The sequence below is a fragment of the Bacteroidota bacterium genome (assembly GCA_016721765.1).
GTDB lineage: Bacteria > Bacteroidota > Bacteroidia > UBA4408 > UBA4408 > UBA4408.
In genome coordinates this window covers 1-26425 of record JADKHO010000004.1, presented here as the reverse complement: position 1 = coordinate 26425, position 26425 = coordinate 1, and the positions used below count along the sequence as shown (strand labels likewise).

General features: G+C 36.5%; 25 protein-coding genes and 1 tRNA gene. 3 read left to right on the top strand and 23 right to left on the bottom strand.

Annotated elements, in window-relative coordinates:
• Positions 1-2 precede the first annotated feature (2 nt).
• Complete coding sequence (locus tag IPP32_14265) at positions 3-779, top strand: CbbQ/NirQ/NorQ/GpvN family protein (protein MBL0049246.1); 777 nt, start codon at positions 3-5, stop codon at positions 777-779.
• Complete coding sequence (locus tag IPP32_14260; protein ID MBL0049245.1) at positions 776-2548, top strand: VWA domain-containing protein; 1773 nt, start codon at positions 776-778, stop codon at positions 2546-2548. Before IPP32_14265 ends, IPP32_14260 begins: the two co-directional genes overlap by 4 nt.
• A gap of 963 nt (positions 2549-3511) precedes the next feature.
• Here the strand turns inward: IPP32_14260 and IPP32_14255 are convergent.
• The 19 genes from IPP32_14255 to IPP32_14165 all read right to left on the bottom strand — a co-directional run bounded on the left by IPP32_14255 (position 3512) and on the right by IPP32_14165 (position 21934).
• Positions 3512-4192 carry a YiiX family permuted papain-like enzyme gene (locus IPP32_14255; protein ID MBL0049244.1) on the bottom strand — a complete coding sequence of 227 codons (681 nt, stop codon included), beginning with the start codon at positions 4190-4192 and terminating at the stop codon, positions 3512-3514.
• Between the two features lie 293 nt (positions 4193-4485).
• Positions 4486-4911, bottom strand: a complete 426-nt coding sequence (locus tag IPP32_14250) for a hypothetical protein (GenBank protein MBL0049243.1) — start codon at positions 4909-4911, stop codon at positions 4486-4488.
• Positions 4908-5114 (bottom strand): hypothetical protein, encoded by a 207-nt coding sequence (locus tag IPP32_14245; protein ID MBL0049242.1) that lies wholly within the window; start codon positions 5112-5114, stop codon positions 4908-4910. The genes IPP32_14250 and IPP32_14245 overlap by 4 nt, the downstream gene beginning before the upstream one ends.
• Positions 5115-5375: 261 nt before the next feature.
• The gene (locus IPP32_14240; protein ID MBL0049241.1) at positions 5376-5933 is read right to left on the bottom strand and encodes a hypothetical protein; all 558 of its coding nucleotides are present in this window, start codon (positions 5931-5933) and stop codon (positions 5376-5378) included.
• Positions 5934-6795: 862 nt separating this feature from the next.
• Positions 6796-7347 (bottom strand): hypothetical protein, encoded by a 552-nt coding sequence (locus IPP32_14235; GenBank protein MBL0049240.1) that lies wholly within the window; start codon positions 7345-7347, stop codon positions 6796-6798.
• 260 nt (positions 7348-7607) lie between these two features.
• Positions 7608-7988 carry a type II toxin-antitoxin system death-on-curing family toxin gene (locus tag IPP32_14230; GenBank protein ID MBL0049239.1) on the bottom strand — a complete coding sequence of 127 codons (381 nt, stop codon included), beginning with the start codon at positions 7986-7988 and terminating at the stop codon, positions 7608-7610.
• Positions 7985-8173 carry a hypothetical protein gene (locus IPP32_14225; protein ID MBL0049238.1) on the bottom strand — a complete coding sequence of 63 codons (189 nt, stop codon included), beginning with the start codon at positions 8171-8173 and terminating at the stop codon, positions 7985-7987. Before IPP32_14225 ends, IPP32_14230 begins: the two co-directional genes overlap by 4 nt.
• 308 nt (positions 8174-8481) lie before the next feature.
• Positions 8482-9426: a hypothetical protein gene (locus IPP32_14220; GenBank protein MBL0049237.1), complete on the bottom strand. Its 945-nt coding sequence runs from the start codon at positions 9424-9426 to the stop codon at positions 8482-8484.
• A gap of 10 nt (positions 9427-9436) precedes the next feature.
• A tRNA-OTHER gene (locus tag IPP32_14215) sits at positions 9437-9533 on the bottom strand.
• Between the two features lie 55 nt (positions 9534-9588).
• Complete coding sequence (locus IPP32_14210) at positions 9589-9825, bottom strand: hypothetical protein (protein ID MBL0049236.1); 237 nt, start codon at positions 9823-9825, stop codon at positions 9589-9591.
• 357 nt (positions 9826-10182) lie between these two features.
• Positions 10183-10929, bottom strand: a complete 747-nt coding sequence (locus IPP32_14205) for a hypothetical protein (protein ID MBL0049235.1) — start codon at positions 10927-10929, stop codon at positions 10183-10185.
• Between the two features lie 90 nt (positions 10930-11019).
• Positions 11020-12921 carry a cation-translocating P-type ATPase gene (locus IPP32_14200; protein ID MBL0049234.1) on the bottom strand — a complete coding sequence of 634 codons (1902 nt, stop codon included), beginning with the start codon at positions 12919-12921 and terminating at the stop codon, positions 11020-11022.
• Positions 12922-12942: 21 nt separating this feature from the next.
• Complete coding sequence (locus IPP32_14195; GenBank protein MBL0049233.1) at positions 12943-14217, bottom strand: efflux RND transporter periplasmic adaptor subunit; 1275 nt, start codon at positions 14215-14217, stop codon at positions 12943-12945.
• A gap of 12 nt (positions 14218-14229) precedes the next feature.
• Complete coding sequence (locus IPP32_14190) at positions 14230-18591, bottom strand: CusA/CzcA family heavy metal efflux RND transporter (protein MBL0049232.1); 4362 nt, start codon at positions 18589-18591, stop codon at positions 14230-14232.
• A 101-nt stretch (positions 18592-18692) separates the two neighbouring features.
• Complete coding sequence (locus IPP32_14185) at positions 18693-19016, bottom strand: hypothetical protein (GenBank protein ID MBL0049231.1); 324 nt, start codon at positions 19014-19016, stop codon at positions 18693-18695.
• A complete protein-coding gene (locus tag IPP32_14180) occupies positions 19013-19222 on the bottom strand; it encodes a hypothetical protein (GenBank protein ID MBL0049230.1) in 210 nt (69 codons plus the stop codon). Before IPP32_14180 ends, IPP32_14185 begins: the two co-directional genes overlap by 4 nt.
• A gap of 816 nt (positions 19223-20038) precedes the next feature.
• Positions 20039-20803 (bottom strand): FRG domain-containing protein, encoded by a 765-nt coding sequence (locus IPP32_14175; protein ID MBL0049229.1) that lies wholly within the window; start codon positions 20801-20803, stop codon positions 20039-20041.
• The gene (locus tag IPP32_14170) at positions 20803-21303 is read right to left on the bottom strand and encodes a hypothetical protein (GenBank protein ID MBL0049228.1); all 501 of its coding nucleotides are present in this window, start codon (positions 21301-21303) and stop codon (positions 20803-20805) included. Before IPP32_14170 ends, IPP32_14175 begins: the two co-directional genes overlap by 1 nt.
• 253 nt (positions 21304-21556) lie before the next feature.
• Positions 21557-21934: a hypothetical protein gene (locus IPP32_14165; protein MBL0049227.1), complete on the bottom strand. Its 378-nt coding sequence runs from the start codon at positions 21932-21934 to the stop codon at positions 21557-21559.
• A 591-nt stretch (positions 21935-22525) separates the two neighbouring features.
• On the opposite strand from IPP32_14165, the gene IPP32_14160 reads away from it, so the two are divergent.
• On the top strand, positions 22526-23107 hold the full coding sequence (locus IPP32_14160) for a hypothetical protein (protein MBL0049226.1): 582 nt from the start codon (positions 22526-22528) through the stop codon (positions 23105-23107).
• Between the two features lie 288 nt (positions 23108-23395).
• On the opposite strand, the gene IPP32_14155 is transcribed toward IPP32_14160, so the two are convergent.
• The 4 genes from IPP32_14155 to IPP32_14140 form a co-directional block, all read right to left on the bottom strand.
• The gene (locus IPP32_14155) at positions 23396-23887 is read right to left on the bottom strand and encodes a hypothetical protein (GenBank protein ID MBL0049225.1); all 492 of its coding nucleotides are present in this window, start codon (positions 23885-23887) and stop codon (positions 23396-23398) included.
• A 264-nt stretch (positions 23888-24151) separates the two neighbouring features.
• Positions 24152-24568 (bottom strand): T9SS type A sorting domain-containing protein, encoded by a 417-nt coding sequence (locus IPP32_14150; protein MBL0049224.1) that lies wholly within the window; start codon positions 24566-24568, stop codon positions 24152-24154.
• Positions 24544-25053 (bottom strand): hypothetical protein, encoded by a 510-nt coding sequence (locus tag IPP32_14145; GenBank protein MBL0049223.1) that lies wholly within the window; start codon positions 25051-25053, stop codon positions 24544-24546. The genes IPP32_14150 and IPP32_14145 overlap by 25 nt, the downstream gene beginning before the upstream one ends.
• A 927-nt stretch (positions 25054-25980) precedes the next feature.
• Positions 25981-26118, bottom strand: coding sequence for a hypothetical protein (locus IPP32_14140; protein ID MBL0049222.1), 138 nt, complete (start codon positions 26116-26118; stop codon positions 25981-25983).
• Between the last annotated feature and the right edge of the window lie 307 nt (positions 26119-26425).

Here is a 26425-nt window from a genome sequence, read left to right as displayed (position 1 = left end):
CTATGGTAACTGTTCCTTATTACAAATCAACAGGCAAAGAAATTGAGGTATTTAAACATGCTTATCAAAATCAGTTGCCCATATTAATTAAAGGTCCAACCGGAACGGGTAAATCACGTTTTGTAGAGTTCATGGCTCATACGTTGGGTAAAAATATAATTACCATCAGTTGCCATGAAGAAACATCTTCAACAGATTTAATTGGGCGCTACTTAATTAAAGGTGCCGAAACCATTTGGGTTGATGGGCCACTCACGCTAGCTGTAAAAGAGGGTGCAATTATTTATTTAGATGAAATAGCAGAAGCCCGTCCTGATGTGATTGTGGCCATACATTCGCTTACCGATCACAGGCGCGAATTATATATTGACAAATTAGGAATTACCCATAAAGCACATCATGATTTTATGTTGGTGGCTTCATTTAATCCGGGCTATCAACGCGGCTTTAAAGAGTTAAAACCATCAACGCGTCAGCGTTTCATTGCATTGTCTTTTAATTATCCAGAAGCAGCTATTGAAACAGAGATTATCATTAATGAAACCAATGTTGATGCTGATGATGCAAAAAAACTGGTAACCATTGCAAACAAAATCAGAAACTTAACAGAGCTTAGTTTAACTGAAACGGTTTCTACAAGGCTCTTAGTTGATGCAGGTAAACTTATTTATACAGGCTTGCCAAAAAGACTTGCAGCACGCGTTGCCATTGTTGAACCGCTCACCGATGAGTTGCAAATTATTGAAGCTTTGGCTGATTTGTGTAACCTAATTATATAACGATGCCATTAGATGAATACTTGTATGGTAAGGTTTCGGGTTACTTAAAAAAGAACAAGAAACAACCTGCCGAAGTATTGGAAAGAACCGTCTTTTTGGATGATATCAAAGAGAAGTTAACCATACTTTCGAGAGCACTTACCGGGCATTCTATTGAAATTTTTCAGGCAGAAAGAGAAGGCGGATATAAGAACAACTCCTTTTTTTTACCTGCTTCATTTTCTGTTTGTAAATCAAAAATCCAGAACAATAATTTTTATTTTTTTCGTATTCTTTATTTATCCGTACAAAGTAAATTAAACCTGAACTGGCTACCGGGCGAACAATCAAACCTTGAATTATCGCAACAAAAAGCACTGGATAATTCCGCTGTTATTCTTGATGAATTGTTTAAGGAATATCCGGTTACGCAAGAATGGCATCAATCTTTTTTAAATGAATTTCAACTTTTAAAGACGGAAAAACAACCTGTTGACACCACCTGGCTTTATGGAAAATGGATGTTGAATGCTGCTAAGGATAACAACGCCAAACCATTAGAGAATTTTTCGGAGGCTACTAAAAAAGCAACTATTGAAAAAGCGCTTACAACCATAAAAGCAAAAGCTGTTGAAGAAGTAGTTAGTCTTACGATAGATAAAAAGCAGCAGGAAGATTATGTGCTTACCCATAATTTTGAAAAGGTGGATACTGCCGAAGAGTTTGATGGAGTGTGGCGTGACTTTGATGGCGAGGATGATTTGAAAGATCATGAAGAGGCTCTGGACAAGTTAAATATGAAGTTTACAGTTCGTGTTGACGATACTGCTCACTCCGTTTATCAAGCCGATTTTATTGAAAATACCACCATCTCTGAAAGTTCAGAAGTTGATGAAAAAGGGTATCATTTAAAATATAATGAATGGGATTTTTCGAAGAATGCTTACAAGGAAAAATTTTGTAAAGTGTATCCTACTACGTTACTTAAAAGCGATAGTAACTATTATAAAAACACTGTAACCAAAAATACAACTACATTAATTGGCTTGCGCAAAATGCTAACAAATGTAAATAACAAAATGCAACAGCAACGTAGGCAAACGCAAGGTGATGAATTTGATATGGATGCCATTACTGACTTGTTTGTTGATGTGCATACACGGCATACGCCTTCGGAAAATATTTACATTTCAAATCGAAAAAAAGAAAAAGATTTATCCATTCTTATTTTGTTGGATGTAAGTTTATCAAGTGACGGATATGCTGATGGCAGCCGGATTATTGATGTAGAAAAAGAGGTTTCTATCTTGTTTGGAGAAATACTAAATGAGTTCAATGTTGATTTTTCTGTAAATAGTTTCTATTCAAAAACAAGAAACTATGCTACCTATCAAACGCTTAAGGATTTTGATACAGAATGGAACATTGCCAAGAATGTAATTGGTGCTGTTGAGCCTGATGGTTATACAAGAATTGGAGCAGCGTTACGGCATTCAGGAGTATTACTCAGTAAACGACAGACTAAGAATAAATGGGTTGTTCTGTTGTCTGATGGCAAGCCAAATGACTTTGATAAGTACGAGGGCAAGTATGGTATTAACGATGTTAAGCAGGCTTTGCGCGAGTTAAAAGAAGACAACATTAATGCTTATGCTCTGGCTATTGAAGCGCAGGCAAAGTATTATTTACCTCAAATGTTTGGTCAAAATCATTATCAGATATTAACTTCTCCGGTCGAACTTTTGAAATCTATGGTGAAGCTATATGAAAAGATAAAAAATCAGAGTTGATAGCATTCTGTTTATTAGAAATTTAAAATGGATTCTTAATTTTTAAAGAGTTCGATATTGATAAACATAAGGTTGTGAATGAATATTAGTCGAAGAACAGTGCCAATGATTATGTTCGGTTATTCCTGCCATTGGCTATAACGTTTTGCGGCTACCAGATGGATTTTGTTTTGGGCTTTCGAAGCACTGTCTGTCCGCTAAAAATATTGCAATAAAGATAAAAAAATTACTTACCGAAAAATATATTGCAATATTTTTTTGCACGAACTTCAATCGAGCTTCACAGTTATTAAACCTTCAGTCCGCCCAAAAAAAATATATCTGGTAGCCGCTGTTAGCAGCTGAGGGTTCACGCCCCGCATACAGCGCTTTTGCAGTCCAACTTTCAAAAGTAGTCGTCAAGTTATGGTTGTCACACAAAGTTTTAAAACTCCTACACGTCAAGTGCAACGCTAAGTTTAGCATAAGTAAAAAGTTCAGAGTCAAACGTCAACAGTGGGAGTCACGCAAACAAACCAAGCAAACACACACAAGTAGAAATTTTCGAGTCCAACGTCAAGTGTGGGTTTACGCAAATTCGTCCAAGTTCTAAAAGTCAAATAGTGCTTTTCAAGTTCTAATTGTCACGCAATGCATGGAGAAAACAAAACAAAAACTGCAAAAGCAATGGGTTTATGAAAATAACTTAAAAATCGTCAACCGAAAATATTTCTAAAAACGTTAGAACCCTTTGCTAACGTTTTGCGTGCAAGCGAGGTGTTTTATTTTGGGCTTTCGTGGCACTGTCGGTTCGTCAAAAATATTGCAATAAAGATAAAAAAATTACTTACCGAAATTTATATTGCAATATTTTTCTTGCAGGAAGTAGGAGCGAGGTAATCCGTTATTAAACCTTCTGTCCGCCCAAAATAAGACATCTTGCTTGCACGCTGTTATATGCTGGCGCATCTACAGTGGTTGTCACTAGTTAGCATTCACAGTAGTCAATAATTCGCTGTCAAAAATTGCTGCTGGTGAAATAACAATTTCGTCTGTTGGGATTTTTTCACCATAACGTTCTTGCATTTTCTTTTGAACTGCTGGATTGGATAAGTCAAAATCACTAAGTTTTTCAAGTTTCCCAATCTCGAGTCCAGTCGCACGTTGATATATTTTCCATATAAGTTCAGAGCAATAAATTTTATCATCTGACCATTCAAAGATAAGGTCGTAATTTTTACCAATAAATTTGTCACCAACTTGTCGCATTTTTTGAAGTGTCGCGGAAGTAAGAACTTGCTCAGCATTTTTAAGTCGCTTAATTACAAATTTTCCGTCTTGTCCTCGCGCAATCCATTTGTCTAAAGGAGTTAGTTTAACTGGTTGAACGGCTTCAAAAACAAAAAACCTGTTGTTGTCTTTGTAAATCAGTCCGCAGTGAGAATATTGTGATTTTGTAGCAAGTTGTATGGCTTTACTTTGTCCTGAGAGTGAAGTTTGAAAAATTAAGTCACCATTTTTAATTTCGTCTTTGTCGGCCAGATTCTTTACTTCAATTTTTGCATTATCAAGTTTATGTCTTGAGTCATAAAATTTTCGCTTCGTATAAAAGCCAATGAAAATTGTCAGTCCAAAAATTCCGATTATAAATATTACTTTTTTCAATGTTGATTCGTTAGGTTTTCGGCATTCCGATGCGCTTGCATATAACGTTTTGCTTGCAGGCGAGGTGTTTTATTTTGGGCCTTCAAAGCACTGTCGTTTCGTTAAAAATATTGCAATAAAATTAAACAAATTATTTACCTAAAATTATATTGCAATATTTTTCTTGCAGGAACTATATTCAAGCTTCAAACTTAATAAACCTGCTGTCCGCCCAAATAAGACATCTCGCTTGCAAGCTGTTATTGGCTGGTTGATATCGCAATTTTAATCATAGAATTCAAGCCAAGACTATCTCAGTTTATAAAGTTCTTCTGTGGAAATGAAATTGGTAAAGCCTTTTTAGCAAGTCCTCGAATAAGTTCTTTGTCTCCACTCCAGATTTTACATCTAAAATGTTTTGAATATGCAATATAGTGAGTGTCGTTTGGGTCAATGTCTGCAACAAGTTTTTCTGCCACTAACCAATGTGAATTTTTTATTTGTTCTGCTGAAATAAAGTTAATGTCCTTACAAATAAGAAATTCAGCTTCTCGCACTTGTTCAAGTGTCATTTTTGAAATTTTACAAAGCTTTGAATGGTGTTTATAAATTTCGGTGCGTAAAAAATCTGGCGCAATAAAGTCTAACTTTTTTTTAGAATTAATTAATAGGTCTCCAATTTTTCCATTTGAGTTCAGAATACCACTGAATACAATATTTGCATCAACGATTAGCTTCACTTGATGAACCTTTTGCGGTTTTTAGTCCACCAAGAAGCATTAACTTCGTCTGCAAGCTTGTCAATGTCAGATTGTTTCGCTTTGCTTTTGGAAGTTGCTTCTAGATATTTCACATAATCGATTACTCTTTGTAGTCCAAAGCTGTCCACTGAAGAAGAGACAGTAATTGTTATTTGATTATTGGTTGTTCTTTCAACTAGCATTGTCATTTATTTTAATATTCCAAAGGTAACGAAAATTTCCAAATCAACTTGCCAATAACGTTTTGCGGCTTAACGCAGTGTTTTATTTGGGGCTTTCGGAGCACTGTCGGTCTGCCAAAAATATTGCAACAAATAAACAAAATTTTACCGAAAAATATGTTGCAATATTTTGTAGCAGGAACTTAGAGCGAGGTAATCCGTTATTAAACCTTCTGTCCGCCCCAAATAAGACATTGCGCTAAGCCGTTGTTAGCAGCTGGCTCAATTCCGAAGTTTATTGATTGCTGTATTTACAGTTTGTCCGTATTTATATATTTCACTTGAAATACCTTCGTGTCGATGCAGGTCAATTAAAAACCTTTTGGGCTTACTTTCAATTAGTGATCTTCGAAATTCAATATAAATTCCGCAACCATCAGTGCAGTCAGGACAGCCGTATGTACTGTCGGTAGAAGTATATTCTACAAACTCTTTGGGTAAGTTCCACATTAAGTTGTAGGCAATACTAATGTTATCGGCACTTGAGGCATTTGTAGAATATTTTAAATTACTTCCCTTCCTAAAGTAATCATTAGTTAGATCAACCCATAAAGTCGAAGCATTACCAATAGTTGACAATTTGTATATGGGTGCGCATATTCCAGAACATTCTCCGCAAAATTTACCGAATATGAATTGGTCAAATCGAATGGAATCTTTCTGTTTGACAAGATTTTCGGCAAGGTCATTTTTTAGTTTGGTTCGGGGAATATTTGTTTGGGTGTTCTCTGAAGAACACCCAATTAAGCTTAACAAAAATATTCCTAGGAGTTGTTTCATTCTAAGAGCTTGCTGCTAACGTTTTGCGGCTACCAGATGGATTTTGTTTTGGGCTTTCGAAGCACTGTCAGTCCGCTAAAAATATTGCAATAAAGATAAAAAAATTACTTACCGAAAAATATATTGCAATATTTTTTTGCACGAACTTCAATCGAGCTTCACAGTTATTAAACCTTCAGTCCGCCCAAAAAAAATATATCTGGTAGCCGCTGTTAGCAGCTGAGGGTTCACGCCACGCATACAGCGCTTTTGCAGTCCAACTTTCAACAGTAATCGTCACGCCATAATTGTCTCACAAAGTTTTAGAACTTCTACACGTCAAGTACAACGCTAAGTTTAGCCTAAGTAATACTTTCAAAGTCAAACGTCAACTGTGGGAGTCACGCAAACAAACCAAGCAAACAAACACAAGCAAAATTTACGAGTCAAACGTCAAGTTTGGGTTTACGCAAATTCGTCCAAGTTCTAAAAGTCAAATAGTGCTTGTCAAGTTCTAATCGTCACGCAATGCTTGGAGAAACAAAAACAAAAACTGCAAAAGCAAAGGGATTATGAAACCAACTGATAAATCGTCAACCGGAAATATTTCTAAAAACGTTAGAACCCTTTGCTGCTAACGTTTTGCGGCTTAACGCAGTGTTTTATTTGGGGCTTTCGGAGTGCTGTTCGTCAGCCAAAAATATTGCAACAAATAAACAAAATTTTACCGAAAAATATGTTGCAATATTTTCATGCACGAACTTGGAGCGAGGTAAACAGTTATTAAAGCTTCTGTCCGCCCCAAATAAGACATTGCGCTAAGCCGCTGTTATGTGCAGTAAGCGCTACGTAGGTTTACAATGGTTATTTATCAATACAAGAACTAATTCCAAGTTTCGCGCATTTTTTTCCATTCAGCCCAAAATTTAATATATGCGTCTCTGTCATATTTAATGTTTGGTAAATTTTTCGGCTTACTTCTTTTATAAAACGCTTCAACTTTGTCAACAAATGATAATATCTGTTGCTTGTAAACTTCAAATGGAACTGTTATAGAATTACCGCTTGCTGTATCAAGATGAACTTCCTTGTCTGAATGCGTCACCCACCAATTTACACCTTTGACAATGGGATATACTGTTTCTATATGAACTATAGGACTGTCTTCCTGATGATCAATATGGTGGCCTTCACCCGGAATTAAGCAAGGGGCAACAGGAGAGGTTTTTGTATGATTTCTTTCCAATGTTCGGAGAAGATGTAATGATGCCGCACTTAGTGTCCACCAATCATTTGGTTCGTCTGAATTGTCAGCCACTACTTCATTGTCAATTATTACTAGAATTTTGCCGTGAGCACATCTGTCGTCTGGGTCGTCAAAATTGTCTAACCATTGAATGCTAAGGAGATTAATATTGAATTTTTGGTTGCTCACATTTAATATGATATTATTTTAATTTTCAGTCACCTGCGCTTATTGCACATAACGTTTTGCGGCTTAACGCAGTGTTTTATTTGGGGCTTTCGGAGCACTATCGGACAGCCAAAAATATTGCAACAAATAAACAAAATTTTACCGAAAAATATGTTGCAATATTTTCATGCACGAACTAGGAGCGAGGTAATCAGCTAATAAACCTTCTGTCCGCCCCAAATAAGACATTGCGTTAAGCTGCTGTTAGCAGTTGGATTTTTTCAAACGTGCTTTTCAATGTGAGCAGAAATCCAACTTCTAATTTCCTCAAAATTTTGCTTTCCCTCTGCAACTTCAATAACAAGTTCATATTTTTCTTGGTGAGTTGCTGAAATGTCAAATCCCTGATTCATAAGAATGAGTCGCATTAATACATAACCAATTCTTTTATTTCCGTCTATAAATGGGTGGTTTATTAAAGTGCTTTCTAGGATTGCGGCTGCTTTATCAACAACATTTGGGTATAATTCCTTTCCGTCAAAAGTAGCGAGTGGTCTGTTAATAATAGCGTCTAAGGCGTTGCTGTCTCTTAAACCTTGGGTACCTCCAAATTTGTCAATTAGCACTTCGTGAATGGCTATCACTTCATTCAGTGTAATCATTCAGCCAATTTTTGAAGAAGTTCTTTGTCTTCAGTAAGAATTTGTCTAAGATTATTAGCCATTTTAACGCTGTCTGTCTCAGTATGAATAATACTCTTAAGATAATCTAAAACAGATTGTAACACACTTTCAGGAACATTGTCCAGTACCTTTTGAATTTCAGTTTTTATTTCGGTTGTGCTCATCGCTTTTTCTTCGTTTACCCAAAGTTACAAAAAATCCAAATTAAGCACATAAAAAAAAATTACTGCTAACGTTTTGCGGCTTAACGCAGTGTTTTATTTGGGGCTTTCGGAGCAGTGTCCGTCAGCCAAAAATATTGCAACAAATAAACAAATTATTACCGAAAGTATGTTGCAATATTTTGTAGCAGGAACTCAGAGGAAGGTAATCCGTTAATAAACCTTCTGTCCGCCCCAAATAAAACATTGCGCTAAGCCGCTGTTATAAGCTGAGCGGTCACGCCCTGCTTGTCACTTCCCGGTATTTGGTTTCATTCGCCCTTGTAATTTTTTAACTTAAAAAAATAGTAAGTCACGTGCTTGTCAATTCTGTCACTAAGTGATTTGAAAAATTTATTAGCCTTAATAACATCATTTAAATTAGGATTAAAATGTTTGGCACCATGTCCAATTGTGTTTCTGTTTCCTCTTATGACGTGAAAAGTATTAGATTCATCATCTGTCATTTTAAACATTAATGTTTTTTCTAAAAAGACAGGAATTTCATTCGCCTTTAAGTTTTCTATTTTATTGTTGTAAATGTCAAGTAGAGAAGCAAAAATAAGTTCTTCTGAGTCTCTATATCCTTGTGTTTGGAGTTTTGTAGAGAACTTTTTATATCTATTAATTTTTCTTGGGTCAAACTCCTTGTCTAGTTTAACCATATCGGAAATTATATCCTGATTTTGCAGAAATTCATTTACATATTTTTCTCTGTCAAATGGTCTAATACTCTTTGTCATTTCAATGGCGATGTCCATTATAAATGCTTCAAAGTAAGAGAATGTTGAAAAATAGAGATAAGACGCTAATTTGGCTTGATAGTTAGTTGTGCAGTTCGTTATATTTTCTGCATAGTTCTTTGATTGTCGCTTAATTTCATTTCTGTTTGCTTTATAGTCGGTTTCGCCAATTGCATCAATTACTTTGATTTTAAATTCCGAACTATTTAATGGAAGGTCAATTAAACTTTTTAATTTCTCAGCTTTTTCTAGTTCTAAACCTTTTTCAATTAGAGTATCAATTGTGTCTTGGCTAATTTCGTAGACTACTGAAGGCTCAAAATAATCAGGGTCAGGCAGTCTTTTTATTTTTTTGTCGCTGAATAATTTGATGTTTTGTTTTAGGACCGGAACACTTAAAGTTACAAGGACTGCAAAATTGAAAATTTCCTGTGTACGTTCCTTGAAATCTTTGTACGCCTTTGATTGTTTCATTTTCTATTTGTGGAGAATGCAGGATTCGAACCTACATCCTGGGCAATGTCATTGAGGTGGTCAATTATAATTCGGTGCCCTGGCTTTACCAATTAAGCTAATTCCCCATTCGTCAAATTTAGGAATTTATTTGTTATTCAAATGTCCAATTTATTTCATTGTTCAAGTAAGGTTTTTGACTGAACGAAAGTATGAAATGAATTTCGGACCGCTTTGCTTATAACGTTTTGCAGATTTGCGATGGGCGGGATTTTTACCACTGAACTTTATACGGAGCACAAAACTTTCGGCTACCACTAAACTGTCTGCGGAGAACGGAACCCCGCCTATTGCAAATGTGCTGTTATCAGCTGCCCTTCTGTCTGTCCGAAGTGGTGTTGGTTGGGTTTTGTCGGGTATGAATGCACTGTCCCCGTGCGGTTGCTTGCACTCTCTTTTGCTTTTGCTGCGTTTGCCTGTGTGGGGTGGCAAACGCAAATGTGAGTGCAAAGGCGTGGGCTTTAGATGCACTGTCTGTTTAATTTGCAGTATGCTGTTTCCTTTTGTAATTATGTTGTTTTCTTTTTGCAGTTGCATTTTTCTACTTTGCAGTTTTGTTTTTCTAAAGTAAAGTTGCTCGTTTTCAGTTGTCAGTAAGCAATAAACTTGTTGCAGTTTAACTTTTATAAAGTTAAGTAGTTGTTTTCTCAAATAAAAACAGGTTTCTCCAAAAATAGGGAGGGAGAAACCTGTTTAATATTAGTCGTGTGCTATTTGTTATGGCTTTACTTTGGTAAATTTTAGTCCGCTTACTTGTTTGTATTGTGGACTTGTAGCACCGAATACGGATTTTACATAGCTTTTTACATCGCCTGCTAAGTCAACCAGTCCTGTGCTTTCTGCATATAATATAGTGTTACGATTTATTCTTGCATTGCTTACTGGTGTGTATGCGTTTACGGCTGTTGTGTTTGTTGTCCGCATTGTGTTTAGGGTTGCTGTAAGTCCTGCAACGGCTAATTCGGGTTCGTTTGGAATGTATGCAGGTTGTGCCGCCAAAAGTTGTATGAGTTTGTCTAAGTTTTCTATTCGTTGGTCAAAACTCATTTGTGATGCTGAAATGTTTTTGGTGGTTTCTTCTGCTGGTGCTAATGGATTTGGTGCAGGTGCATCATTTTTAGGCGTTGCTCTTTTTCCTTGTAATTTCCGTGCAATGGTTTTTACATCTGCTTTTACTTGTTTGCTCACATCGCTTGCATCGGCTGCATTTACTACTCTTGTAATAAGTTTGCTCAATGGTGAAAATGCTGCTTCCCTTGCGTTGATGGCATTGGTGTAGGCAGGAAGTAGTGTGTTAATGTTTGCCAAAGCTGCTAAAGCGTTGGTGTGAATGGTTGATAAAGCCGCTATTGCTATGGCTGCTTTGCTTGGGTTGTAGCTTGCACCATATCCAGTGCAGAATGAGATTAGGTCTTCAAAGTTGGCTACATTCTTTGCGTGACCAGTTTCAGTTGTTGATGCCATAATTAAATTATTTTTGGGTTAGTAAATATTGATTTGATTTTGTGAAGCAAATTTAAAGGAAATTCTTTTTTACAGAAAATTTTTATCGTATCAATTGCTTGCAATTGTATTTTCAAATTTCATCAAATTTAAACTTGTCAAAATTACAATTAGTGTTACTCCTACATCTGCTGCTATGGCAAAAACTAAATTGCTGTAACCTATAAATGCAAGTGTAATGAATATAAGTTTTACCGCTATTGCTCCGATGGTGTTGAATTTTATTCTGCGTAATGTTTTTTGACTTAACCGAATTAAAAAAGGGATGAGTGAAAGTTTATCATTCATCAATGCAATGTTTGCGGTTTCAATTGCTGTGTCGCTTCCTGCTGCTCCCATTGCTATGCCTATGGTGCTTTGTGCCAATGCTGGTGCATCGTTTATGCCATCGCCTACCATTGCTACAAATTTATATTGTTGCAAAAGTTCTTTAATTTTTTCAGCTTTGTTTTCGGGTAAAAGATTTCCGAATATTTTTTTGATGCCTACTTGTTGGGCTACATAGTTTGCTGCTTTTTCGTGGTCGCCTGTAAGCATAATAGGTTCTATGTTCATTGCTTCTATTTCTTTTAATGCTGCTGCACTGTCGGGTTTTATTTCGTCCATTAAACCAATAACACCTGCCACACCTTCGCCAAAACTTACTACTACGCTTGTTTTGCCTTGTGCTGAAAGTTCTGCTACAATTTTCTCGGCTTCTTTGTCAACGGGTTGATGTTCTTTTATGAAATCTAACTTGCCTACATAAATTGTTTCGTCTTCACACACCAAACATTTTGCGGTTGCTCCTTTGCCCATAATGCTTTTGAAACCTTCGGTTTTGTGTGGTTCAAATCCTTCTTTTTTGCTTGCATCTACTATCGCTTGTGCCAATGGGTGTTCGCTAAATATTTCTGCTCCTGCGGTGCAAGCCAACAATTCTTCTCGGCTTGTTCCGTTTAACGGAAACACATCTGAAACAATAGGATTTCCAAAAGTGATGGTTCGGGTTTTGTCTAATGCAATTGCTTTGATGCTTGCTAATGCTTCAATATATTTTCCGCCTTTTACCAATGCTCCTTTTGCTGATGCGTTTCCGATGGCTGCGTAAATTGCCACTGGTGTGGATATAACCAATGCACAAGGACAAGCGATTACTAAAAGTGTAATGGCTTGTTGCAACCAATGGTTAAAATCTAATTGCATTGCAAATACAGGAATGACAAAAACTAAAATTGCCATTGCAATAATTGACGGTGTGTAATACTTTGAAAATTGTTGAATGAATTTTTGTGTTTCACTTTTGTTGCCCTGTGCTTCAAAAGTTAGTCGAATGATTTTTGAGAAAGTGGTATCAACAGAAAGTTTGGTTGTTTTCATTTCTATAAAACCATTTTTGTTTAGCGTTCCTGCAAACAAATTGTCGCCTGTGCGTTTGTCTTTTGCAATGGGTTCGCCCGTTATGGCGGCTTCATCAACCATTGTTTCGCCAGAAATAATTTTGCCGTCAAGCGGTATCATTTCACCTGCTTTTACCTGAATGATTGTGCCGACTGCAATTTTATCAATAGCAACATTTGCGTTTTCTGTTTTTACAAATGCTGTTTTGGGTGCTTTGCTTACCAATTCATCTAATGCCGATTTTGAATTTTCAATGCCAATATCTTCTAAGCGTTCGCCTAAAACATATAGCACTATTACTACTGCTGCTTCTGGGTATTCGCCCAAATAAAATGCACCTATTACGGCAATTGTCATTAATAAATTAATGCTGCTGAATTTGAGTTTGAAGATTGCTTTTACTCCGTTCCATAAAACATTGTAGCCAATGCCTAAAATGAAAATGGCGAAAACAAAAGGTGCATAAGGCATTGGTATATGTATGCCGATGATGGATAAAACTTCTAAGGCAACCACAATTGTGATTGCCGAAAGAAGAAAGAGAAATTTTTTGTCGTTGATTGGAAGTTTCATTTTTGAAAATATTTTAGGTGATTAATGTGAATGTGCTTCGCCTTTATTATTCATTTTAGCTAAAATAAAAAATGCTCCGTTTACAACTACTTTGCTTTTTGCAGGAATTTCTTTAAGTAAAGTAATTTCGCTGTAACCAACATCAGTAGTCCCTTTGCGAATAGGGATTTTTTCAAATGTTGTTCCTTCTTCCTTGTGTTCGGGTTCTTCTTTTTCGCTATGCTGATGTCCGCTTTCATCGTGCTTGTGTTCGGCAGTTTCTTTTTCTGAATGATGTTCCTCTTCTTTGTGGGCATCGGTTACGATAAAAATATAGTCTTGCCCTTCGTGGTTTACAATGGCGTTGGTAGGCACGGCATCAACGGTAGCATTTTCTAAACTAACCAAAGCGGTAATACTCATTCCGTCAATTAAGCCTTGCTTGTCGCCTTTTACCATTGCGTGAACCGAAATGGCTTTGGTGTTTTGCTCAAAGGTGTTGCTAATGGCGTAAACATCTGCATCGTATTCTTTACCCGGATTGTTGGTGAGTGTAAAATGGATGGTTTGCCCAACTTTTAGTTTTTGCAAATCTTTTTCATACACATACAAGTCAAGGTGCAGTTGGCTATTGTCCACTATTTCGGCAATGGGGTTGTTGGCATCTACATAACTGCCAATGTTTACCATTACAATGCTAATTGTGCCGTTTATTGGGCTTGAAATATTTACAACGGACTGGATATTTTCGCTTGTGAGTGAAGCGGTGTTGATACCGATTAACTCTAATTGTTTTTGCAGACTTGCTTTTCGGGCTTTAAGTGTTTTAAGTTCTGCATCGGCTGACTGCAAATTTTTCAATGCTCCTGCATTGCCTTGTTGCAATTCCTTTTGACGGGCAAATTCTAATTGTGCCAATTCCGCTTTTGAAGAAATGCTTAAAAATTCTTCTTGCATTGTGATAAAAGAATTGTTTGAAATGGTAGCAATGGTTTGTCCTTTGCCTACCGAATTGCCTGTTTGCACCAAAATAGATTTGACAACTCCACCCAATGAAGCTGTGGCATTGGCACGATTTTGATTAGGCACTTTTAAAATTCCGTTGGCTTTTAACGAAGCGGTTAATTGCTTTTTCTCAATACTACCTAATTCTATTTTTATAGATTTCATTTGCTCGGTTGTAAGCATTGCCGTGTTGGAGTTTTCGTGTTCATCGTGGTGTTCGGTTTCTTCTCCGTGCGTTTCGGTTTTATTGCTGTTGCAGGATGCAAATATTATGGATGTTGCAATGGCTGCTATAAATATTATATTTTTCATTGTTCTGAAATTTTATTTGTTAGTTAAGAAATTAATATTGACAATACTCTGATTGAGTGCGTTTACCGATTGCAGATAATTTAACTGCACATCAGTAGCGGTTTGCAATGCTTGCAAGTATTCAATGTAGCCAATGTCGCCACTTTTGAAACCAACTTTTGCCGTGCTAATAATTATTTCGGCATTGGGCAAAGCGATTGATTTGTAATAATTGTATTGCGACAAATTCTGATTGTATTGCTGAAAAGCATTTTGCAGTTGATTTTGTAAAACCAGTTTTCCGTTGTCGGCTTCTTTTTGCAATGCTTGCTGTTTGTAGTCAAGTGATTTTACTTTTGATGCATTGCTGAAAAAAGTAATCGGAATACTTATGCCAACATTAAAACCTTGAAAGCGTTTGCTACCGTCAAAATTCACATCTGCTCCGTTAATCGTTTGCACACCAATTAAGGACTGGTTGAAATAACCGACATTGAAATCGGGTAGCGTAGATGCGGTTTCAACTTTTTTGTTTTGCTCGGCAATAACGGCTTGCTGATACAACACTTTCAGCGATGGATTATTTGCAATAAGCGTGGTGTCAAGCGAACTGCTTAATACAAGCGGTTGAAAGTTTCCGTTGTTGTCAATCGTAAAATCCTCGCTTGTGTTCATTAGCATTTTTAAAGAATTGTAAGCCGTGGCAAAGTCCGTTTCATTTTGTTTGAGCAAAAGCGAAAGCTGTCCACGTTTGGTTTCGGCTGTGGTTTTTTCCAACAAATTTGTTTCGCCTGTTTTGTATCGCAAGGCTGCTGCACTCACAAAATCGTTATACAAGCTGTCTAAAGATTGCAGTTGCTTTTTAGTGGTTTGCAAATACTGCAACTGATAAAACCAGTATTGAACCTGTGCTTTTATTTCGCTTGCTGTGGCTTGCTGTTGCAATTGGCTACTTTGCAATTCGGCTTTATACAAACCTGATTTTGCAGTGAAATAGGTAGGAAACGGAATACTTTGCGAAACCTGAAAAGCCTTGTCCTGATTGATGCTGTTGTATTGCCCAAACTGAAAATTGACATTTGTTTTGGGTAATTCAAACACCGATTTTTTCAAAGTGGTGGAAGATTGCACATTGAATTGTTGTGATTGAATTTCTAAATTATTTTTCAATGCGGTGCTTATTGCATCTTCAACCGAAATGGTTTTAGATGTTGGCGTTTGAGCATTGGCAACATTGAATGAAAGCAATACAAAAACTAAAATTACTGTTGTTGAAACTTTGCTTTTTGCTTTTTTAGTTTTAGAAAATATAAGATACAGCAAAGGCAAAACAAACAGGGTTAAGAAAGTTGCGGTGAGCAAACCTCCTATCACAACCGTTGCCAAAGGTTTTTGCACTTCTGCCCCCGCACCGTGTGAAAGTGCCATTGGTAAAAATCCTAATGATGCAACGGTGGCAGTCATTAACACAGGTCGCAAGCGGATTTTAGTTCCTTCTTTTATTCGTTCTAATATGTCCGTAATTCCGTCTTTTTCTAATTGGTTAAAAGTTCCGATTAGCACAATGCCATTTAAAACTGCTACACCAAACAAGGCAATAAAACCAATACCTGCCGAAATGCTGAAAGGCATATCACGAAGAAGTAAAGCGAATACACCGCCTATTGCACTCATTGGAATTGCGGTATAAATTAGCGTTGCTTGTTTTACTGAACCAAAGGTGAAATAGAGTAACATAAAAATGAGTGCCAATGCCACAGGCAAAGCAATCATTAGGCGTTTACTTGCCGCTTGCAGATTTTCAAAAGTTCCTCCATAAGTGTAATAATATCCTTCGGGAAGTTTTACCTTTTCATTCAGTTCTTTTTGAATATCGGTAACAACACTTTCCACATCTCTGCCCTTGATGTTGAAGCCCACAACAATTCTGCGTTTACCATCTTCACGGCTTATTTGTGCAGGGCCTAATTCCATTTTTATTTCCGCAACTTGCGATAATGGAATTTGTGTTCCGTTGGCAGTTGGGATATATAAATGACTTACATCGTCAATGTTGTTTCGGTGTGTGCTGTCAAGCCTAACCACTAAATCAAATTTGCGTTCGTTTTCATACACAACTCCTGCACTTCCACCAGCAAATGATGTAGAAACAATGTGGTTGATGTCCTCAATGTTTAAACCGTAATTGGCAATTTGCGAACGGTTATATTTAATTACGATTTGCGGAAGTCCTGCAACCCTTTCAACGCTTGGTTCAGTTGCACCGTCCACACTTTGAACAACTGAATTTACCTTATTAGCATAGCTTAAAAGTGTGTCCATATTTTCACCAAATATTTTAACAGCAACATCTTGGCGAATACCAGTCATAAGTTCATTAAACCGCATTTGTATGGGTTGGTTTTTTTCAAAGAAAACCCCAGGAATGGTATTTAATTTTTGTTCAAATTCTTCTGCCAATTCATCATATGAAATATCACGTTTCCATTCATCAGGGCTTTTTAGAATTATCATCATATCGGTGGCTTCGGGTGGCATTGGGTCGGTTGGCACTTCGGCTGCTCCTGTTTTTCCGACTACCATCTTTACTTCGTCAAATTCTTTAATTAGCCGTGATGCTTGCATACTGGTTTCTAAACTTTGAGAAAGTGAAGTTCCTTGTGGCAAAATGCAATGAAATGCAAAGTCGCCTTCTTGCAAGGTTGGAATAAACTCACCACCCATTCTTGAAAATAGAAATACGGAAACTGCAAATACCGCAACGGTTGCGACTACAATTACTTTTTTAAAACGAATTGCTTTTTCTAATAACGGTGCATAAAGTCGTTGGAAAAAATTCATCATTCTATCGCTCAATGTTTGTTTGTGCGAAATGTTTTTAGAAAGGAAAGCTGCACACATCATTGGAATGTAGGTAAGCGATAAAATCAACGCTCCAACAATGGCGAAAGAAACTGTTTGAGCCATCGGGCTAAACATTTTGCCCTCGATACCTACCAAGGTAAGAATTGGAATATAAACAATAAGGATAATTATTTCGCCAAAAGCGGCACTGCTTCGGATTTTAGATGCGGAAACAAACACTTCATTATCCATTTCTGATTGTGAAAGTTTGCCAATTGTTTTCCGCATTCCTAAATGGTGCAAGGTGGCTTCTACAATAATTACTGCTCCGTCCACAATCAAACCAAAGTCAATTGCTCCTAAACTCATTAGATTGGCACTTACGCCAAATACATTCATTAAGCCCAAAGCAAACAACATTGATAAAGGAATGGCAGAAGCCACAATTAAACCTGCACGAAGGTTTCCAAGAAATAAAACCAAAACGAAGATTACTATTAAAGCTCCTTCAATCAGATTTTTTTCTACTGTTGAAATGGCACGGTTTACCAAATCGGTTCTATCTAAATAGGGTTCAATTACTACATCTTTTGGTAATGATTTTTGAATAGTTGCCATTTTATCTTTAATACGGCTTACCACATCGGCACTATTTGCACCTTTTAACATCATTACTACACCGCCAACGGCATCTACCTCACCGTTGTAAGTCATTGCACCATATCGCACGGCACTACCTAAATGCACTTCGGCAACATCTTTTATCAAAATAGGGATGCCGTTTGGATTGGTTTTTACGACTATATTCTTGATGTCGTCAAACGAACCAATCAAACCCACACCACGAATGAAATAGGCATTTGGCTTTTTGTCAATGTATGCCCCGCCTGTGTTTTCGTTGTTTTTTTCTAAAGCGGTAAAAATTTCGGGAATGGTTATTCCCATTGCAATCAATCTGTCAGGATTTACAGCAACTTCATATTGTTTCATTTGCCCGCCAAAGCTGTTTACTTCTGCAATTCCTGCTGTTCCGTAAAGCTGTCGGGCAACAATCCAGTCTTGCATTGTTCGCAAGTCCATAGCCGTGTATTTGCTTTCGCTACCTTTTTTGGGGTGAATAATGTATTGATACACTTCGCCCAAACCTGTGCTAACAGGTGCTAATTCGGGTGTGCCAACACCTTTGGGGATTTTAGTTTCCGCTTCCTTTAGCCTTTCATTAATGAGTTGTCGGGCAAAGTAGATGTCCACTTTGTCGTCAAACACAACTGTAATTACCGAAAGTCCGAAACGGGAAATGCTCCGCAACTCTTCCAAATCGGGAAGGTTCGCAATGCTTTGTTCGATGGGGTAAGTAACCAACTGTTCCACCTCTTGTCCTGCAAGGGTGGGGCAAACCGTAATGATTTGCACTTGGTTGTTGGTGATGTCGGGAACTGCATCTATGGGCAGTTTTGTTGCACTCCACACTCCCCAAACAATGAGTGCAAGTGTCATCAATGCGATGATGAATTTGTTCTTTATGCTGAACGCAATTATTTTGTCTAACATTATTTTAATCAGTTTAATGAATGAATACACGATTACTTGCGGTGCGTTAGCACCGTAAGTAGTTTTGTTTTGTTCCGCATTAGCGGAACATCAGAAATTCATTAACTGAGTTTTGGCGGTTGCCAAATAGACAAATACACCTCCGAAGCAAATGAGGCGTTGTAAAGTGGGAATTTTTCTACTGAAACTGGAACGTGAAGGGCTAAACTGTAATTAGTAAAAGAACTACTAAAAGTTTGTCCGCAACAAGCACACATACAAAAAGGTGAGCAATTTTCGGTGTCGCTGTCGTGGTCGGAATGGTCTGTGGTGGTGTATGTGGATTGGTCGGCACTCATATATTTACAGTCGTCCTTGTCGCTGCACGGCATAACAGCCAATGCCAACAAGTAAAAACTAAATAAGAGTGTCAAAACTTTTTTCACGATGCAAATGTAGGGAAAAAATTTGTCGGTTTAGCACAATTCTGTCGGGTGGCACTGGTGCGGTTGGGCAAAATAAAATGTGCTGCAAAAGTGGGTCGGCTTGTGGGTGGCTTTGCAGCTCTTTTTATTTTGCGAAGGGATAGCCAAACGGCTTTGCCGAAAATTGCATTGTCTGTCGGGTTATGTCTGTCGGTTAATGGTCGCACTGTCGGGTTTTAGGGTTGCTGATAACGTTTTGCGTGCATGCGAGGTGTTTTATTTTGGCTTCGTAGCACAGTCTTGTCGTTAAAAAATATTGCAATAAAAATAAACAAATTATTTACCGAATAGGATATTGCAATATTTTTTTTGCACTAACTAGGAGCGAGGTAATCAGCTAATAGACCTACCGTCCGCCAAAATAAGACATCTTGCATGCACGCTGTTAGCAGCTGAGGGTTCACGCCACGCATACAGCGCTTTTGCAGTCCAACTTTCAACAGTAATCGTCACACTTTGCTTGTCACACAAAGTTTTAGAACTCCTACACGTCAAGTACAACGCTAAGTTTAGCATAAGTAATACTTTCAAAGTCAAACGTCAACTGTGGGAGTCACGAAAACAAACCAAGCAAACAAACACAAGCATAGGTTTTTGAGTCAAACGTCAAGTGTTGGTTTCTGAAAGTTCGTCCAAGTTCAAAAAGTCAAATAGTGCTTGTCAAATTCTATTCTTCACGCAATGCATGGAGAAAACAAAACAAAAACTGCAAAAGCAATGGGTTTATGAAAACAACTGAAAAATTGTCAACCGGAAATATTTCTAAAAACGTTAGAACCCTTTGCTGCTAACGGTTTGCTGCTTAGCGCGGTGTTTTATTTGGGGCTTTCGTAGCAGTGTCTTGTCGTTAAAAATATTGCAACAAATAAACAAATTATTTACAGAAATTTATGTTGCAATATTTTGTAGCAGGAACTTAGAGCGAGGTAATCAGTTAATTAACCTTCTGTCCGCCCCAAATAAAGCATTGCGCTAAGCAGCTGTTATGCCCAGTTTTTTTTAACGAGAAGATCATTTCTTAACGATTCTAGTCTGAGCATTAAACTTTTGCTGGTCGGTTTGTGGTTATTGAGATATGATATAATTAAGTCACTAATCTTGTCACCCTTTGTACTCAGCAACTTTGGGTTGGAAAATTCAATAACATCGGTTTGAGCTAAATCAAAATCAATCCAAACAGTCTTGAAATGGTCTGAATTCTTCAAATCAGGTTTGTCATCAAACATTCTTAACGAAAACGCTTCTTGCAGCTTAGGTCTTTGCGCATTGCTGTTTGAGAGCTTAAGAATATATTCATTACTATCGAGAAGTGTTGAAGTTTCTAAGATGCAAATTCGTCCGCTCTGAGAATCATTATTGTGTGAGGCAAAAAATGCTGCGATATTAATATTTTGAGTAAAGTCTAGAAACATGACAGGAAAACCGTAATGCTGGAGATATGTGCCAAGTTCGTTAATTGTTGGCCAGTAATTGGAATTCGATCTGCTAATGTTAGGATATAAATATTGCAGTAAATAAGTGCTTAGTGATAGGCTGAAATTAGTTAACTCAGAAACTAATTTTGGCTCATTATCTATTAGCCTATGATAGCTTGATTTTGTTGAAGGATATTTCTGTTCACCTCTAAATAAATACTTAGGATTGGGTTTTAGATAGAATTGGTCTTGGTGATAATCAAATTGTCTTAGTAGAACTTCTTCCTGAATGTATCGAGCTTTAATGTAAGTAACAACCTCTTTAAGATTCATTAATTATTATTTTCTTGATTTTCTGTTTCTTCTTGTTCTTCTAAATTTTTCTGATTTTCTGCGTCTTCTTGGTCTAACTCATCATTGTATTGATTTATCAGGTCATTTTCTGTTGTGACATTATTAGAGATATCACAGTCGTCCTCCTTACCGGTAACCTCCACAGTATATTCAACTCCAGCATCACTGGTGAATTCTGCGGTGCCGTCATCAATTTCCGGTTGAGTGTAATGGGAGTCGTCAAGCCAGCCACCATTTGGCCAAAGTATTTTAACAAGATAATTGTCCGCTATTTCAATTTTTAAAGTATACTTTGAACGTGTACCAGTTTTAGAATAATAATATTCTACTTCTGCGCAATAAGTCCCGTCTTCGTAGCCATAGGTTTTAGTATCTTTTTTTTCTTCTGTTTCTTCTTCACTCTCTTGCACTGAATCTTCATTCTCATAACAACCTTCCAGAAAAAGCAAGAGTGTCAGCGCTATAAATAGATTTTTCATTTTTCAAAAAAATTGGGCATAACGTTTTGCGGCTACCAGATGGATTTTATTTTGGGCTTTCGTGGCAGTGTCGTCTCGTCAAAAATATTGCAATAAAGATAGAAAAATTACTTACCGAAATTTATATTGCAATATTTTCCTTGCAGAAAGTAGGAGCGAGGTAATCAGTTTGATAACCTTCTGTCCGCCCAAAATAAAATTTATCTGGTAGCCGCTGTTATATGTAGTTGCCGCCACTTCGGTTTGTTTAGCATCAATCAAAAATAAGTGCTATATGATGTTCGCCAAATTGTCTTGAAAAATCCGCAAGAAGAGTAGGATTAAGATATATTGTGTCTTTCGTGTCAAGTCTTATTATTGTCATTTCAATTACGTTTGTAAAAACTCTGTGCCTTTCTTCTGCCCATGAGAATTTAAAGAATGGCATATTATAGCCACCACACAGCGCAGTATTTGGCATAATTATTACAGAATATAACTCCTTTCCATTAACTATTTTTTTTGAAAAATCTTGTTCAAAATTGTCTCCAATAATGTGGTCATCATTTATGTCCTTGTCTGCTTTTAGTTTATTAAATTCTAATGTGTCTTTAAGAGCATAATCATAATCCTTTTCTGCTGTTGGTTTCAAGGAGTAGGTAATAATAATTTTGTCTGAAGTCTTATTGATTATAAAAAAAGATGACAACCAAGAACAACTACTTAAAGTCATTGTCAGAATTAATAATACTATTAATTTGAGTTGTTTCATATGCTTGCTGATAACCTTTTGTTATTTAAAATTAATAGATTCTTGCTCTTCATGAATTGTCTCTAATATTTTTTAATCCTTGTCTTGAGAAACGCTCATTCCATTGATTTCACTGCTCTGCGGCAATTACATATAACGTTTTGCTTGCAGGCGAGGTGTTTTATTTTGGGCTTTCGTAGCACTGTCGCTTAGTCAAAAATATTGCAATAAAGATAAAAAAATTACTTACCGAAATTTATATTGCAATATTTTTCTTGCAGGAAGAAGGAGCGAGGTATCAAGTTAATAAACCTTCTGTCCGCCCAAAATAAGACATCTCGCTTGCAAGCTGTTATAGGTTGTTGCCGCTACAATGGTTTTGAAGCACATTAATCAACCAAATTAATATACCTTTGATTGTCTGGTTATAATTAAAATCAAATGAGAACGCGTCTGATTCTATTATTTCTTCTGGTTGGATTAAATTTCAAATTGTCTGCACAAATTGATTCTAGTGCAAAATTTAAAAAATATTTTTGGGGACAAGCAGGAGTGAGTTACTCTTTATCAAATAATGGCAGTGATGTTTGGGGAGTTAATGGAGGTCTTGCTTCAAATTTCGCAAAAAATAGTTTCCTCTACTTCACTGCAAATTATCAAGTAAGGCTTCGCAATAGTATTCATTTTATGGATTATGACATGTCACCAAATTGTGTGACGTCGCGCAATAATTTTTCACTTTGTTATGGAAGAGGAGTTAAAATATCGACTAAATCATTCCTAATTATTCAAACAGGGATTTTAGTTGGTTCTGAATCTTATAGAGGTAAATTAGAAGGAGTGAATGATAAAGGATGGTTTATGCAAGAGCCAATTTTCGAACATAAAAAAGTTTCTTATGTTGGAATTCCGTTAAAACTATCATTTCATTTTGCAATTCTCCACTCTTTTGGTGTAACAATAAACCTTTACGATAATCTTCTTAGTCCATATGGTGATTACGGTATTTCGATAAATACATGTTTCGGAAAATTGCGAAAAAAGCAACCTCGTAATAATAGTTTGTATAGATAATTTCTAGTTTTCAATTCTCTTTTTCAAGATTAAAAAAACGTGATTTATATCGGTTTTACTGCTCTGCGGCAATTACCTATAACGTTTTGCGGCTTAACGCAGTGTTTTATTTGGGGCTTTCGGCGCACTGTCCGTCATCCAAAAATATTGCAACAAATAAACAAAATTTTACCGAAAAATATGTTGCAATATTTTCATGCACGAACTAGGAGCGAGGTAATCCGTTAATAAACCTTCTGTCCGCCCCAAATAAGACATTGCGTTAAGCTGCTGTTAGCAGTAGGGCATTCACGTTCGTCTTTTGAATCTAAATGAGGAAATAGATTTCTCAAATAAGTTTAACGTCTCCTTTGGGACATTAACATAACAAATCTTTGTTCTATAATAACATTTTTCTTTCCAAAAGCGCCCATTACTAAGCTGTCCAAAATAAATTGTGGTGTCTGCGATAATTGTTTTTTTGGAGCTACTATCTATTTTAAAGCAATTGAGTTTTCTTTCTCTAATTACCAATTCTGTTGGGCTAAATATTCTGTTCAATGTGTCAAAACCTGGAGGGTCAACAATTGCATAAATTACCGCACTGTCTCGATATATAATGTCCATGCTTTTAGATGTGCCATTCGAAAATATCCAACTAACTTTATGAATTGGAATGTCAATGAAGTATGTAATATTCCATTCCTTTATTTTCCATTTATGTAATGTGAATTCCTCACTCACAAAAGAGGTAAGTATAGAAAATGAAATTATTAAAATAATGGATGACAGTATTTTCATTGGAGTTCTGCTGTTGATTTGCCTTACTGCTAACGTTTCGCGGCTACCAGATGGATTTTATTTTGGGCTTTCGTGGCACTGTCGTCTCGTCAAAAATATTGCAATAAAGATAAATAAATTACTTACCGAAATTTATTTTGCAATATTTTTTTGCAGGTAGTTAGAGCGAGCTTCAAATTTAATTAACCTACTGTCCGCCCAAAATAAAATTTATCTGGTAGCCGCTGTTATGTGCAGTTTTGTTTTCAATCGAAGATGTCACGTTCAGTGTTGCACTACAAATCTTTTTGTGGATAGATTTTGTCCATCGGAATATTTCAGTAGGTAAATTCCGTTTTTGAAATTACGAATGTCTATGGTTTCTTCATCGAAATTAGAATAGTTAGTAATAACTTGTCCGATGGAATTCAATATTTGCATTGATTTATTATTAGAGACAATCGAGGAGTGAATTCTAAGTTCATCTTTAGTTGGATTAGGTGAAATAGAAATCAAGTTATTGTTTTGTATTTCAGAGATTCCTTCAAAGTAGTCAAGAAAGCGAAAGTCGTCAAACATGAGCCCGTCTTTATTTGTTTGAATGCTATCACTAATGAATGTGAATCGAAATAATACGGTATCATTCATTTGAATATTAAAAAACATTCCAAGTTGAGCTAAGTTGACTTGAAAAACTGCCATCCATTTGAGTTTCCTGATAATGTTAACCAACCCTGCGGAACAAATATTTGGTTTGTTATTGTAGTATCATTAACAATGTCATACCATGAAATTCCATTGTTAGGTGAAAATTCAATCATCCCATAATCTGATAGTGTATCCGAATTTACGAAATAATATCCTTCTATACTAGCGGTGTGATTTAATATCCAGCCGTAACCAGTAACAACATTTTCAATAATGAAACTAGATGTATCATTAATGGGATATGGATTAACTGTATCAGTCACTATAACATTCGGAATCGAATATGAATTTGTGAAATTTGTTTTTTGTGGCGAACCCACTTGCCACAAATTATTAATATTGGTTAGGGTGTCGATTTTCAGATGGTGAAGTGTTGAAGTGTCTTCAAAATTTAAGATGTAGTCTTCGTCACCGAGCCATTGTCCATAAGATGTAACTGCAACCAATACCAGCGAAATTAGGATTATATATTTTCTCATTTCTTAAGATTTAAGATGAATATTATTTTTTTCGGAGCGTCAAAATTGCACATAACGTTTTGCGTGCATGCGAGGTGTTTTATTTTGGCTTCGTAGCACAGTCTAGTCGTTAAAAAATATTGCAATAAAAATAAACAAATTATTTACCGAATAGGATATTGCAATATTTTTTTGCACGAACTAGGAGCGAGGTAATCAGTTAATTAACCTACCGTCCGCCAAAATAAGACATCTTGCATGCACGCTGTTAGCAGCTGAGGGTTCACGTCACGCATACAGCGCTTTTGCAGTCCAGCTTTCAACAGTAATCGACAAGTTATGGTTTTCACACAAAGCATTAGAATTCCAACACTTCAAGCGAAACTTTAAGTATTGGTTTCCGAAAATTCCTCCGACTTCTGCCGTGCGAAAAGTGTTACAAGTTCTAGTCGACACGCAAAGTGTTACAAAGTAAAAGTTACGCTTCAACCGTGAACTGTGGGAGTCATGCAAATAATTCAAGTAAACTCCAACATGCAAAGGTTTTCAAGTTCTGCGCTAAACGTTGGTTTCCGAAAGCTCGTCCAAGTTCTAAAAGTCAAAAAGTAATTGTCAAATTCCAATCGTCACGCAATGCATGGAGAAACAAAAACAAAAACTGCAAAAGCACTGGGTTTATGAAAATAACTGAAAAATCTTCGACCGAGAATATTTCTAAAAACGTTAAAACCCTTTGCTGCTAACGTTTTGCGGCTACCAGATGGATTTTATTTTGGGCTTTCGTGGCACTGTCGCTTCGTCAAAAATATTGCAATAAAGATAAAAAAATTACTTACCGAAATTTATATTGCAATATTTTCTTGCACACCTTACGAGCTTCAAAGTTATTTAACCTTCCGTCCGCCCAAAATAAAATTTATCTGGTAGCTGCTGTTAGCTGATGCCCTTCTACTCTGGTTGTCCGGTACTATCGTTCTTTGCAAAACTTTTCGAAATGGGTCTAGCGTAAATAATTGCAATGAGTCCAACTATTAATTTAATTGCGGAAGTAATAATAAAGTTTGTGTCATTTTCCTTTGTCTGCAAATTGTTTTGTACAAGTTGAATGTGTCCTTTTAATTTAATTGCAAAGTCTGGAGTGTCCAAACTATTGTGAGAAGCCCAACAATAACTAGTGCAATTTCATAAATTACTTTTCTGTCTGCGAAAAGTCTTGCAGTTTCGTTGTAGTCTGTTGGGTTGCAAATAAGTTTGGCAAGTGTCTTAGTTTTAAAAGTTAGGATTGATGCAAAAACTATCTGCAACGCAAAATTCGCAAGTGTCAGAATAAAAAAAGGTTTCTGGTCAAAATTGCCAAATGAGTCAGGTGTCTGATTCGATTTTAACATTACAG